We start from the raw sequence: 12640 nt of genomic DNA, 5'->3' as shown, positions 1-12640 counted from the left end.
GGGACAAGTCGGCCTTGTCCCTTGTTTGCAATAATAACACGAATGCATGCTGGAAGACACGCACAATATCTACGTTTTCTTCAGGATGGACCGCGTCTGCTGGATGTGCATGCGGTCGTGATCCGCAATAAAACTGACCACCTCGAGAAACTTTGTCGGGCCAAAAATGGCATGACGGGCTTTGCGTCCCCATCCCTCCACGGGCATATTCTTCAAAAAGATAATTGTTTCGCGCCTTGCATCGTTAAATTCCTTCAATGCCGATGCACCGTCCTCGTGCAAATAATCCCGCTGACTTGCCCACACCCCCGTATCCGGGCGCGGGATAAAAGGTTCATTTTGCTCGATGAAAAGCTTGATCTGCATGTGATGGATCTCGCGTTCCGTGTCGCGCAGGTGGCAGATCAATTCGGTCAATGACCAGTCGTGCGGGGTTGCTTTGCGGGACCAGAGATCCGTATCGAACCCGTGCAACAACCCATTTAGAACCGCGGGGGTTGCCAACAAAATCCCTAAAATAGAGTCGCTTGATTTAAAGGATGGCCACAGGGATTTGAGATCGGTGGACTCAAGCCAGGGACGCAGGTCGGATAACATACCGCGGGATCCCGTATCAGGTCCAAAACTGGAGGCGGGTTCTCCGTTCACGTGATAGGTCGCCAGCCCAAGCTTTCGTGCGGGGAGGATATCGCGTTCCATATCATTCCCCACCATCAGTACCGCACCCTCGGGCCAGCCCATGCGCCCGAGAACCTCGGCATAATAAGCGGGATGGGTTTTCGAAAAATGGAATTCCTCGTATGTGGACACGAGCTCGAATTGTTCGGGCTGAAGCCCCGCCCAGCGCAGGCGGTGATGCGTGGCTTTGCGCGGCAGGAGCGGGTCGGTGGCGATCGCAATACGATAGCCTTGAGAGAGCGCCCACTCGACAAACGGCTTTGCTTCAGGTATCTGCGAGGTTAACCCGCGTAGCGTGGGGAAAATGGTATCGTAAAAATTCTCAATGGCAGTTTCGAGATCACCGCGCTCGATATTCAGTTTTGGGTAGAATTCCACATCAAAGACCTCCCGCAGGGTGCGGGAAAAATCATCGCTTTCATTCATCAGCTGCGTGCCGGAAAGCAAGGCACGGAATATGAGCTCGGGGGCGATCTGCGGCGCAAGCTCGTTGGACAATGCCTGAAAATATGCGGGGAGAAAAGCCTGTGAATTTGTATCGAGAAGTGTGTCGTCAAGATCAAGCAGGAGTGTCAGCGTCATAATGATTGGACTCCCCCCGGAGTCTGGGGTTATTCTTTTACTTCAAATGTGAATGGCAGGGCATGGCATTCTCCGCACCCCACCTGCGGTTCAGGGACGCCCCGTTGTGTTTTATCGCAAAATGCGTCCGCTTGCACACGGCGCTGAAAGATGGCAGTGATCGGACGCGCCACCTCCACCTTCAACTTCATATGCTGACATGAATTGGCGCGCAAAATATCCGGCACAGGACAGGTCTTGCACAAGTCACGTGTCCACTGCTGGTTGTACAGCTTAAGCAGGCTGCATTCCTCCCTGTTTCTGCCGCGATAATAGTCGCCAAAAAAGTGTGGACATTCACGCCCGGCGGGTGTCTTCATAATTTATACGCGGGTAATATAGTCACCCGTGCGCGTATCTACGCGGATGGTATCGCCCACATTGACAAAATTGGGACACTGAACCACAACACCTGTCTCGGTGGTGACTTTCTTGGTGACGCCCGTGGCGGTATCGCCGCGGATCGCCATTTCGGCTTCGACAACCTTGAGGTCAACGGAGGTCGGCAATTCGACGTCAATGGCCTCGCCCTTGTAGAAGGTCAGTTTTACTTCCATGCCTTCACTAAGGTATTGGGCACTTTCACCAAGGGATTCCTTTTTAATGGCGGGTTGTTCAAAGGTCTGGTTGTCCATGAAATAGTACATGTCACCGTCATTATAAAGATACGAAACATTGGCGAAATCAAGGTTGACATCCTGCACGGACAGTCCCGAGTTGAAGGTGCGTTCGATGTTCGCACCGGTCAATAAATTACGGGCTTTCACACGGATGGTGGCGTTGCCGCGTCCCGTTTTATTGTGGCTGTAATCCACTACTTTATAGAGGTTGCCATCCAATTCAAATGTAACACCTTTGCGTAGCTCGTTTACATCTATCATGCTTAAACTTTCCTTGATTATTTGATTTTTTTAGGAGCGGGCGGATTATACCAATGAGTTTGAAGCACTGTCCAGTGAACGGTCATTAATGCGAATCCTCGGAGGCTGGATCGTCATTGAGCAATTGGACGGCGTGAGGCAAAACCGGAATTACGATTTGTAAATTTTCCACTGCGCCTTTGGGGCTGCCTGGCAGGTTGATGATGAGAGTCCGTCCGCGGATACCGGCCACGGCGCGCGAAAGCATGGCATGCGGGGTCTTCTTGAGGCTTTCCGCACGCATAACCTCCGCAAGTCCGGGCGCAGTCCGCTGGATGACGCGGGACGTGGCCTCAGGCGCCACGTCCCGCGGGGCGAAGCCTGTGCTGCCAGTCGTGAGAATTACGTCAACCTCGCCGCTGTCCGCCCATTCGATCAGGACAGAGCAGATGTCAGATTCTTCGTCAGGAAGTATGTGTTGTCTGGCGACGGACCAGTTTTGGGCGCGGATCAGCTGCGCGAGCGCGGGTCCCGAGGCGTCATCCCGTTCACCTTTGGAGGATCGGTCGGAGATGGTCAATATCCCGAATCGTATCGTCATTGGAACTCTTTCCCAAAAACGATGTCTTCCTTCTGTTCGCGCCATCCGAGGTTCCCATAAAATTGGACGGCTTCTGTATTATCGGCAAGGACATGCAGCAAACATTTGAGGCAGCCCTTGGCTTGCAGGCGCTTCTCCACTTCTCTAAGAAGCATTGCCCCAATTCCCTGCGCGCGAAATTCCTTCTGAACCGCCAGGTGATAGATCATGCCACGCCGCCCGTCAAATGCGCCGATCACCGAACCCACGATCTTTTTGTTCTTCACCTCGGCAACCAAAAACAGGTCAGGGTCGCGTTGAAGTTTTTTATGGATCTCTTCCGCTGTGTCGGAACGCCCGACCTTCAGCCCGGCTTCAATGCTTTCCCACAATTTCAGAACAGGGCCGTAATCATGTTCAAAGCAAAACTCACGTATGCTGGCCTGGGATGACATCACGCAGATCGAATGGTCCTTTTTAACATGGTGATGAGATCATCGGGCATATACGGTTTCAACAAAAACCCATCTGCGCCGTGACGCATACATTCTTCCTTCATGCTTGCACCGGAGGACATCACCACGCGCACGTTGGTCAGGTCATCCGAACTGCGCAGGTTATCCAGAATATCCAAACCACTCTGGCTTGAAAGATGCACGTCCAGCAACAGCACGTCGGGTTTTTCATTCCGCACAGCCGCCGGCACATCCGCGTCCGCGTGTAATGCCACCACTTCAAAGCCCTCCATTTTCAGCAGGGTTTTTAATAATGACACCATGGTTGCGTCATCTTCCGCGAGCAGTATTTTTTCTTTTGACATTCTTCCTTGCCTTTGTTGTTTTGGTTTTTTTCTTTGCGGGTGTCTTCACCGGTTTCTTTCCAGGCTTTGTTTTTTCGAGCGCGGCATTGATCACGTCGTCCACGGATTCGGCAAAAATGAATTTCATGGTATTCCTGATCTCATCCGGGACATCGTCGATATCCTGTTCGTTGTATTTGGGCAGGATCACCGTTGTGAGACCGTTGCGATGCGCTGCCAGCACCTTTTCTTTGACGCCACCAATGGCAAGCACCTGACCCCGCAATGTGATCTCGCCGGTCATGCCGACCTGGGGCCGGACCTTGCGCCCTGAGATCAGCGACACGAGGGAGGTCGCCATCGTTACCCCGGCGGAGGGTCCATCTTTGGGTTGTGCACCGGAGGGGATGTGCATATGTACATCATGTTTATCAAAAAATTCGTGCGGAATACTCAAGGACACCGCCCGTGAACGGACATACGATAACGCCGCGCGAGCGGATTCCTGCATGATGTTGCCAACCGAGCCGGTGACTTGAAAACCGCGTCCGCCGGGCATGGCGGTGGATTCAACAAACAGCACGTCTCCGCCAAAGGATGTCCACGCGAGGCCCGGCACAACGCCGGGAATGGACGTGCGTTTGTTCAGTTCCTCGGGTCCAAAAAAAGTGGGGTGGTCGAGAAATTCATCCACCAGTTTGGGCGTAATCGAAAATTTCTCCGCGCTTCCTTCGGCGATCCTTGTGCCAACCTTGCGGCACACCGCACCGATCTTTCGCTCCAGATTGCGCACACCCGCCTCCCGTGTATATTGGCGGATGATCATTTTTAAAGCGTCATCGGTAAAAGCGACTTCGCCCTCACGCAGGCTGTTCTCCCGCAGCTGGCGCGGGATGAGATAACCACGCGCGATGGCCAGCTTCTCGTTTTCAGTATAACCCGAAAGATAGATGATCTCCATGCGGTCACGCAATGCGCGCGGGATGGTCTCAAGTGTGTTGGCTGTTGTGATAAAGAACACTTGTGAAAGGTCATAGGAGACTTCAAGGTAATTATCGCGGAATTCTCCGTTCTGTTCGGGGTCCAGTACTTCGAGCAGCGCGGAGCCAGGGTCGCCATGAAAATCGTTGGTCAGTTTATCCACTTCATCAAGCATGAAGACCGGGTTTTTCGAATCGACACGCCGCAGGGATTGCAGAATTCGTCCCGGCATGGCACCGATGTAGGTGCGGCGATGACCACGGATCTCGGCTTCGTCGCGCACGCCGCCAAGCGAGGCACGGATGAATTTCCGCTCCATCGCGCGGGCAATGGACTGGCCAAGAGAGGTCTTCCCCACACCGGGCGGACCCACAAAACAAAGAATTACACCTTCACGCTCACGGCGGATTGCATCCGTCGATTCCTCTTTTTTATCATCCTTGCGGTCAATACGTAATTTTCGAATCGCAAGAAACTCAAGGATGCGGTCTTTTACATCTTCAAGTCCATAATGATCCTTATTCAGGATCTCGCGCGCATGGGCAATATCCAGATTATCCTCTGTGGATTTTGACCACGGGAGCGTGACCAGCCAGTCCAGGTAGGTGCGGATGACACCATACTCTGCCGAGGCGGACGGGAGGCGGGAGAGACGCTCCAACTCGCGTTTTGCCTGCTTCAATGCTTCTTCGGGCATTTTCGCATCTTCGATCTTTTTGCGGAATTCCTCCGCCTCCTCGGATTCCCCGTCCTTCTCGCCCAGCTCGCGCTGGATGGCTTTCATCTGTTCGCGCAGGAAATATTCACGCTGGACTTTCTCAATCTCGCCGCGCGCCTCATTCTGGATCTTCTGCCCGATCTGCAAGACCTCGGCTTCACGCACCAACAAGCCGATCAATTTTTTCAACTTGTCGTACACGGAATCCAATTCAAGGATTTCCTGCGCATCCTTCAGTTCAATGCGCTGGAAGTTGGCAATCGTATATGCAGTTTGAAGCGGGTCCTCAAGCGAGGTGATCGAACCCACCAACTCGTCTGGAAAGGACGGGATCATTTGCGTGATCTGCTGGAACTGGTCACGCGCATTGCGGGCCAGCGCATCCGTCTCAATATTTGTCTCATCGCTTTCCGGCACAAGGTGGATGTGGGCCTTTAGATAGGGTTCTTCCGCAACGAACTCACCAAGGCGAAAACGCTGCATGCCCTGCACCAGCAAACGGACGGTGCCGTCCGGGGCACGGAGCAGACGATGCACGGTTGCGATCGTGCCGACCTGGTAAAGCTCTTTTGGACCGGGCGTCTCCTGCTCCGGGTTGAGCGCGGCGACAAGTCCCACGAGTTTATCGCCGCTGACTACATCGTCCACCAGTTTGATGGAACGCGCCTGTCCAACCGTGAGCGGGACTGCGGTGTTGGGATAGACAACGACTCCGCGCAACGGCAGGATGGGGAGCACATCGGGGAATTTCTGCTCCCCATCTTTGTCCACATCCCGCGGGCTGGAGGAAGCGTCGTCCTTCCTTTGGAACTGCGAAAAAACCGACGACATGAACGTGTTCATTAATTCGTCGTCTGTTTCACCAACTGTCTGAAAGAATTCGTGGATACCGGAGTGCCATCGCTGTGCGGGCATTTTTCTACTCAACCTTGATCTGATTTGGTTTTGCTTTCGGAAGGGTAATGGTCAGGAAGCCGTCTTTATATTCCGCGCGCGCCTCGTCCATGTTGACAGGACCCGGCAGACCAACGGCGGTTGCAAATTTTCCAAATCTTATTTCCATTTGATGATAGGAACGCCGTTCGGAAGAATCGGGGCGCACACCCATAATTAAGAGCGTGTCATTTTCAAGCGAGACCTCAAAATCCTCTTCACGCATCCCCGCTATTTCCATGCGGATAATATACTCAGCCTCTGTTTCGTATTCGTCCGTCGGCGGGCTCCAGATATTGGATCCCACCTGCCAGTTCAATGTACGAAGGAGGTCACGCCTGAATTCGATGAGTGTTTCTCTCGATTTGCGAATAACAGTGGGCATGGTTTTTCTCCTTCTAATTCGCAATGACACCATTTTCAGCACCCCCGGCGGGATTCGAACCCACAACCTCCTGCTTAGAAGGCAGTTGCTCTGTCCATTGAGCTACGGGGGCAAATTACAATTTTACTCCGCCTCTTCGGAAACTGGCGAGGGGTTTTGGACCGGCCGCAAACCGCGATACACACGCGGACCGGAAATTGTCTTTAAGATCACGCTGGCGGGTCTGCCAAGCCTCTTGCCAAGTTCCTCGGCGGACATGGGAACATTACCATTCACCAAAAAGGTTCGGAAGATGGCTTCGACCATCGCCGTCCGCTCGCTTTTAAATTCCGGAAGCAGGGCGCAGTGACTCATCAGGGCATGTTGAACACCATCCACAGGCTTTACTTCCGCTGTTTCAGGGTCGATCCAGTCCATCATTCCGTCTTCCTCGATATTCGCGAAGGCTTCCTGGTGTTCGGTGCACAGCAGGGAAAGCATGAAGACATGCCAGTCGCGTTCATTCTTTTTCCACCACTCAAAGTCAATATGGAACGGCGTTGTTGCGCCGGGTTTTAGCAGGCTCATTCAGCCTCCTCAGCCAGACGGAAGTGTAAATCGCCCACGTGCTTAAAGGCAGGATTGTTCACCAGCAAAACGAACAAGGGCGCCGGCGGCACACGGCGGACAAGGTTCACTGCCGCGTAGAGTTCCTGCGCATGGACATGCCCCTGCGGGTTGGATTTTGTCAATTCCTTCATAACCAGCAACACCAACTCTTCAAACGGACGCTTCTTTTCCCAAACGGGATCCAATGTTTTAAAATCAGGCACATGGATGACCATGCGGTCGTTGAACTCGGCAGTAATGGATTGTTTCAACGTGGCGAATACAAAACCGCCGTCGGTGCCCACCATGACCGTGCGCACCCAGTCTTTCGAGGAGCGCTGGCTTTTCACCTCCACAATTACTTCGCCGGGCTCCTCGCCTCTGCGAACCTGCACGAGTGAGCCTGGAATTAGTTGATGCAATTTATACCATTCGCGCAAGCCAAACACATAACCGTGTTCGCGCACAACCCAGGCGGGGATGTGCTGTTTTGTCTTTCCGTCCACGAGGGTAAAGCGAACACGTGGCGATTCATAAGCCGTGGGAAACAACGTCCGCGCCCGCGCAGACATCGGCAGTGTCCCTGCGCGCAGATGAGGGTAGATGAGCGGGATCGTGATGGACGAGACATCCTCGCGAAAGTCCTTTTCTTCGGGCGGAGTTAATTCATCATCCAGTTGCGACTCGAGGTTCTTCATCTCCGTGCTCAGCTGGCTGCGGTCATGTTCAATCTCGGTATACTCAAGCGGCGGCGGGATTTCCCGCACGTAATCCGGTTCGAGACGGCGCAAACACCACAACACCTGCCCCGCGGGACCCACTTCATCAAAGCGGTTGTCATCCTGCAAGGCATGGTTCAAGGAAAATTCAGCCAGCTTCGGGTTTACGCCGGCAGGCAACTCAATATCCTTCATCAACGCTTCGGTGGGAAGCGGCTCCCCTGCGGACATATCCAAAATGGCTTCCGCAAGATTTAACTGGCCTTGATTTATATCGATCAAAAGCGCGCGCGGGAACCAGCGTCCCGCAATCTTGACAAGTCCATCATCCGCGCTGAATGCGTCTTCCAGTTTTTTCTCGATCAAGTCGCTGTGCTCGCTCAAAATAGCTGCGGAACTGACTTCGTCGCTTTCAGGGGTCGAAAGCGGAGCATCGTTCAAAAGATGCGACTCCAGCCTGGCGGCGAACATCCGCTTGCTCCGATCTTCCATTTCGACAGTCAACACGTCGAAATCCTTCACGGATGGATTCGTTCCGGGCCGTATATCGGTCACCTTTCCGCGTTTCCAGTCCAATGCGGAAAAGACAAGTTCGTCACCGATCTCATATTTATCCCTGGGAAGAAAATTTTTACCAGCCGTTTTCTGTTTGCTTTCCGCGGCATTCCGTTCGGCACGAATACGCGCCTCCACAAATTCAAAGGAAAGATCACGCGTCGTTAACGGCGTCTCACGCTCGAACAGAAAAGTGTGTAGGTTTTCAACGTCTTTCGGGGTGATCTGAATGGATAACCAATATTCTGTGGGTAGTGTAAATGCGCCTGCCATACTCAGCCTTGTAATGAATTTGCGCCTAACGCGCGGCGTACTGATTATACCTTACCTTGCGCAGACTTCCTATACTTTGCGAAAAAAAGCACTAAATACGCGGAAATCACGGGAAATCTTAATTATCTTCTCAAGTAGATATAGTAAATTTTTACGGCTTCACAGCGACATAATAACAACACGATTCGCCATACAAAGGACAAGAATGAAAAATCAGACGTTGCCCGTAATAACAATGCTCATTGCCATCGCAGTCTCTGCATGTGGTGCATGGGCAGCCTCCCCAACGGAAACGCTTCCTCCTGCGCCCTTACCTGCCACCCAGGCTGATGCATTGCCTCAGCCCATCCAGCCCCCGGCCTCCACAGACACCCCCGCCCCTCCTGAAGAGATGCCCGCCCTGAATGTCAGTTTTGCAAATGACGTGATGCCCATTTTCGAAGCGAAGTGCATAAAATGTCACGGCGTCGAGACAAAAAAAGAAGGCCTGGATATGCGGACGCATGACGACATCCTGAAAGGCTCGCGAAAAGGCGCCGTACTCGTCCCCGGTAACGCCAATGACAGCCTATTCATACAACTGATCATCGATGGCGAAATGCCCAACCGTGGAACAAAGGTCACCCCTGAGGAACTTCAACTCATCATGGATTGGGTCAATCAGGGTGCATTGAATAATTAACCCACCTCAATCATTACTGGAAAAGACCTCCGAAATCTTGAAGATCTCGGAGGTCTTCCTTATTCGATGCCATCAAACATATGATCGATCACATCATTACTGACATCGAAGACCGAGCCGTTTTCAGGAATGGCTTCGCGAGTCATCCATTCGGGCAGGCGATCATCCTTTGCAGTGAAGCCTGCGCGTTTGTTGAATTCACGCTCCAGTTTAATGGTCTCCTTGCCCAAGGCCTGCAAAATAGTATCGGGAACATCGTCCCAGCCGTAACGCGCCTTGAGCAGGCGTTTGACAACACCATCAGGCGTGGCGGCATAACCGAAACCTGCAAAGATGCACGCACCTATCGTATCGTAGCCAGCCATGTTCAATTGGGCGTTGAGCGAGACATCCTTTTGAGCATTTGGATCAAGATGATCGATCTGCGCGCGGATGGTCAACCCGCAGGTATGATCTGCACCCTGCGGTGTGGTGGCATAGGTCAAACCCGTACCTTTGATCGAGCGCGGCTCGTACGCAGACATGGCTTGATTTTTAACCACAGGCACGCGTTCGATATTATATTTTTTTCCAGTTGCCGCCGCACCATCGCCAAGCGTGCGTCCCAACTCCGTGCCGTTACGAATTTCATCGATCAATTTCAGGGCGTCTTCCTCGCTTCCCCACCTCATTAATCCCGCCTCGGCGGCAACACCAAGCGCCGCGCCAACTTCAATGGAGTCCAAGCCCAGATCGTTGACATGCCAGTTCAAACGTCCGATTGAATCGAGCGAGTCAATATCAAGGTTCGAGCCCATCAAACCGATGGTTTCATATTCGAGCGGTGAGACGATGATCTTTCCATCCTTTCCTCCGAAGACATTTGAGCATTTAATCGTACATCCCGCCATGCAGGCATGCGACGCATCCGACGGTTTTCCGCGCGTGAGCGTGAACTCGCGCAATTGCTCGCCGCTAATCGCCTCCATATTGTCAAATGTTCCACGCGAGAAATTATGCGCGGGAATCGCCGCAAAACGCTGGGTCATCTGCGCCATGGCGGCCGTACCGTAATCACGATAGGTAATGGACTGCGGGTGTTCCATGACCGCCTTGGTGTAATCCTTCTGCGCGGCTTTGAACGCCTCAGGATTCGCGATGGCTGGTTTATGCCCCCCGGCATGGTCAAAGACAATGGCTTTAAGCCCCTTTGAGCCCATGACTGCACCCAGTCCGCCGCGCGCGGCGATGCGGGCTGGGATTTTATCCTTGTCGATGTTTTGAATCCCCGCGGATTTCATGCGCATCTCGCCGCCGGGTCCAATCAGCGCAATGGCAACTTTATCGCCATATTTTTCGAGCAGTTTTGGCGCGGTCTCGTACACGCCCAAGCCAACGAGATCATCGGCACGTTCCCATTTTCCGCCGTCTTTCAGAGACAAGTGCAGAACCCAATAGCCATCGTTCTTGGGCATGTCTTCGATGATGAGCGCGTGGATACCCATGAACGCCATGTGATAGCCCGTGCGTCCGCCTGCATTGGCTTCCTTGATGCCGCCCGTCAGCGGGGACTTGCCGCCTACCGAGATGCGGTCTGTGGACGAGAGGATATGTCCCACCAGCAATCCGGGTGTGAAGATAAGCTTATTGCCCGCACCAAGCGGATCACATTTCGCATCCACTTCATCGACCATGATGCGGGCTATCAGTCCACGCCCACCGAGGCGCTGCCAAGTTTCAGGGATAGGTTCGCATTTTAGTTCCTGCGTGCGGGTGTTGATGCGCCAGATCTGGGTTTTATGTTCGGTCATTTTCTACTCCTGTCGGCAGGATTATATTCTCACGGGTTTTCAAATAGTTTGCACGTTGTAGGGGCACAGCGCCGCTGTGCCCCTACAACATTATCCAAAATAAAGATTGTACTGCTTCTCGAAAGACCTTCGTGTGGTAATCCACATCTGCTTGCGTGGTTTCGGGCGAGATGAGCGCCATGTTGTGGAAGGGCGTCATCAGGATGCCGCGGTTGAGCGCGTAAAGATGCATGTAGCGGTCCAGTTCGGGATCGACGGCGGCATGGGCTTCTCCGCCATTTTTGGGAGGAGTGGGACGGAACCAATACTCGGAGCGATTGCCCAGACGCTTCACGATCCAGGGGAGGCTGAATTCTGCTATGACGCCTTCGACTCCCGCTGTGAATTGTTCCTGCAACTTCGTCGCCCTGGCATAGAACTCATCGGTCAGCACGTTTTGGAGCGTGGCTTTCATCGCCGCAATGGACAGGGCGTTGCCTGCCAGCGTCCCGCCGATGCCGCCCACATCCGCATCATCCACGGCGAGTTTGGCAGTGAAGGCTTGAGAGACTTCTTCGGTGAAGCCATAGATCGCGGCGGGAACGCCTCCAGCGAGGGGTTTGCCGAGGGTGAAAAAATCAGGCTCAAGTCCGAAGGAGGCGGTGTATCCGCCGGGTCCTGTGCAGATGGTGTGAGTCTCATCGATAATGAGATAGGTCCCGAATTTGCGGGTGATCTTGCGCAGGGCTTCGTGATAACCAGGGTCGGGGTGGATGATGCCGATGTTGGTCATGGCAGGTTCGGCGAGGACGGCGGCAACATCACGGGAGGAAAGCGCAATTTCGAGCGCACCGATGTCATTGAACTCGATGATTTTGGTCGTTTCACGAGGATCTATCTGCGGACCCATGTTGTTGGGACGCGAGATGGGTGTGCCTTCTTCGTCAAGCGTGACGAAGGTTTCGTCCACCGAGCCGTGATAGCAATAGTTGAAGACGAGAACTTTCGGGCGGCCTGTGATCATGCGCGCCATGCGCAGTGCAAAACGATTTGCATCGGTGGCGGTGAGGGCGAACTGCCAATATGGAAGTTTGAAGCGGCGTTGAAGTTCTTCACCCACCCAGATGACATCTTCATATGGAAGCATGAGCGTGATGCCTTTTTGAATTTGCTCGGTGATGGCTTTCACCGTGACATCGGGGCTGTGACCGGTCATCGCGCCCGTGTCGCCGAGGCAAAAATCGATGTAGTCGTTGCCGTCCACATCAGTGAAGTGCGCGCCTTTCGCCTCTTTGACAAACATAGGAAATAATCCCGCCCAGCGCATCATCCACAGCATCGGCACACCACCATGCAGCGATTTGCGTGCACGCTGATGGAGTTCGTAGGATTTGGGATGACTTTCATGGAAGAGTTCTTCTTCGGCTTTGAGGAGCTGTGTAAGTTTAGTACGGTCTAGTGTTGGGGACATGGTTGAAGGTTACAGGTTGGAAAGTTGA

General features: G+C 53.3%; 13 protein-coding genes and 1 tRNA gene. 1 reads left to right on the top strand and 13 read right to left on the bottom strand.

Going from position 1 to position 12640, the window contains the following annotated elements; translation table 11 throughout:
• Positions 1–69: 69 nt before the first annotated feature.
• From QY332_08615 to QY332_08565, 11 genes are all read right to left on the bottom strand, one after another.
• Complete coding sequence (locus QY332_08615; GenBank protein WKZ37991.1) at positions 70–1260, bottom strand: DinB family protein; 1191 nt, start codon at positions 1258–1260, stop codon at positions 70–72.
• A 29-nt stretch (positions 1261–1289) separates the two neighbouring features.
• Positions 1290–1619, bottom strand: coding sequence for a hypothetical protein (locus QY332_08610; protein ID WKZ37990.1), 330 nt, complete (start codon positions 1617–1619; stop codon positions 1290–1292).
• A 3-nt stretch (positions 1620–1622) separates the two neighbouring features.
• A complete protein-coding gene (gene efp / locus QY332_08605) occupies positions 1623–2180 on the bottom strand; it encodes an elongation factor P (protein WKZ37989.1) in 558 nt (185 codons plus the stop codon).
• A gap of 85 nt (positions 2181–2265) precedes the next feature.
• Positions 2266–2760, bottom strand: coding sequence for a MogA/MoaB family molybdenum cofactor biosynthesis protein (locus QY332_08600; GenBank protein ID WKZ37988.1), 495 nt, complete (start codon positions 2758–2760; stop codon positions 2266–2268).
• Positions 2757–3194, bottom strand: coding sequence for a GNAT family N-acetyltransferase (locus tag QY332_08595; protein WKZ37987.1), 438 nt, complete (start codon positions 3192–3194; stop codon positions 2757–2759). The genes QY332_08600 and QY332_08595 overlap by 4 nt, the downstream gene beginning before the upstream one ends.
• Positions 3194–3559, bottom strand: coding sequence for a response regulator (locus tag QY332_08590; protein WKZ37986.1), 366 nt, complete (start codon positions 3557–3559; stop codon positions 3194–3196). The genes QY332_08595 and QY332_08590 overlap by 1 nt, the downstream gene beginning before the upstream one ends.
• Positions 3525–6152, bottom strand: coding sequence for an endopeptidase La (gene lon, locus QY332_08585; GenBank protein WKZ37985.1), 2628 nt, complete (start codon positions 6150–6152; stop codon positions 3525–3527). The genes QY332_08590 and lon overlap by 35 nt, the downstream gene beginning before the upstream one ends.
• A 4-nt stretch (positions 6153–6156) precedes the next feature.
• Complete coding sequence (locus tag QY332_08580) at positions 6157–6555, bottom strand: Hsp20/alpha crystallin family protein (GenBank protein WKZ37984.1); 399 nt, start codon at positions 6553–6555, stop codon at positions 6157–6159.
• A 39-nt stretch (positions 6556–6594) separates the two neighbouring features.
• A tRNA-Arg gene (locus QY332_08575) sits at positions 6595–6667 on the bottom strand.
• Between the two features lie 11 nt (positions 6668–6678).
• Positions 6679–7122, bottom strand: coding sequence for a hypothetical protein (locus tag QY332_08570; GenBank protein WKZ37983.1), 444 nt, complete (start codon positions 7120–7122; stop codon positions 6679–6681).
• Positions 7119–8690: a hypothetical protein gene (locus QY332_08565; protein ID WKZ37982.1), complete on the bottom strand. Its 1572-nt coding sequence runs from the start codon at positions 8688–8690 to the stop codon at positions 7119–7121. Before QY332_08565 ends, QY332_08570 begins: the two co-directional genes overlap by 4 nt.
• Before the next feature lie 205 nt (positions 8691–8895).
• Between QY332_08565 and QY332_08560 the strand changes: the two genes are divergently transcribed.
• On the top strand, positions 8896–9372 hold the full coding sequence (locus QY332_08560) for a c-type cytochrome domain-containing protein (GenBank protein ID WKZ37981.1): 477 nt from the start codon (positions 8896–8898) through the stop codon (positions 9370–9372).
• A gap of 59 nt (positions 9373–9431) precedes the next feature.
• Here QY332_08560 and QY332_08555 read toward each other — a convergent pair whose 3' ends face one another.
• Positions 9432–11162 carry an aldehyde ferredoxin oxidoreductase C-terminal domain-containing protein gene (locus QY332_08555; GenBank protein ID WKZ37980.1) on the bottom strand — a complete coding sequence of 577 codons (1731 nt, stop codon included), beginning with the start codon at positions 11160–11162 and terminating at the stop codon, positions 9432–9434.
• A gap of 82 nt (positions 11163–11244) precedes the next feature.
• On the bottom strand, positions 11245–12612 hold the full coding sequence (locus QY332_08550) for an aspartate aminotransferase family protein (protein WKZ37979.1): 1368 nt from the start codon (positions 12610–12612) through the stop codon (positions 11245–11247).
• Positions 12613–12640: the final 28 nt, after the last annotated feature.

The sequence above is a fragment of the Anaerolineales bacterium genome, from assembly GCA_030583885.1.
Taxonomy (GTDB): domain Bacteria; phylum Chloroflexota; class Anaerolineae; order Anaerolineales; family Villigracilaceae; genus Villigracilis.
The sequence above is the reverse complement of the archived record's forward strand: the minus strand, read 5'-3'. Positions and strand labels throughout refer to the sequence as shown.

Bases quoted from the DNA above. Each gene is read 5' to 3' on its own strand.
- QY332_08590 (WKZ37986.1), bottom strand. From the start codon at position 3,559: ATGTCAAAAGAAAAAATACTGCTCGCGGAAGATGACGCAACCATGGTG.
- QY332_08560 (WKZ37981.1), top strand. From the start codon at position 8,896: ATGAAAAATCAGACGTTGCCCGTAATAACAATGCTCATTGCCATCGCA.
- QY332_08555 (WKZ37980.1), bottom strand. From the start codon at position 11,162: ATGACCGAACATAAAACCCAGATCTGGCGCATCAACACCCGCACGCAG.
- efp (WKZ37989.1), bottom strand. From the start codon at position 2,180: ATGATAGATGTAAACGAGCTACGCAAAGGTGTTACATTTGAATTGGAT.
- QY332_08580 (WKZ37984.1), bottom strand. From the start codon at position 6,555: ATGCCCACTGTTATTCGCAAATCGAGAGAAACACTCATCGAATTCAGG.
- QY332_08600 (WKZ37988.1), bottom strand. From the start codon at position 2,760: ATGACGATACGATTCGGGATATTGACCATCTCCGACCGATCCTCCAAA.
- QY332_08610 (WKZ37990.1), bottom strand. From the start codon at position 1,619: ATGAAGACACCCGCCGGGCGTGAATGTCCACACTTTTTTGGCGACTAT.
- QY332_08595 (WKZ37987.1), bottom strand. From the start codon at position 3,194: ATGTCATCCCAGGCCAGCATACGTGAGTTTTGCTTTGAACATGATTAC.
- QY332_08565 (WKZ37982.1), bottom strand. From the start codon at position 8,690: ATGGCAGGCGCATTTACACTACCCACAGAATATTGGTTATCCATTCAG.
- lon (WKZ37985.1), bottom strand. From the start codon at position 6,152: ATGCCCGCACAGCGATGGCACTCCGGTATCCACGAATTCTTTCAGACA.
- QY332_08570 (WKZ37983.1), bottom strand. From the start codon at position 7,122: ATGAGCCTGCTAAAACCCGGCGCAACAACGCCGTTCCATATTGACTTT.
- QY332_08550 (WKZ37979.1), bottom strand. From the start codon at position 12,612: ATGTCCCCAACACTAGACCGTACTAAACTTACACAGCTCCTCAAAGCC.
- QY332_08615 (WKZ37991.1), bottom strand. From the start codon at position 1,260: ATGACGCTGACACTCCTGCTTGATCTTGACGACACACTTCTCGATACA.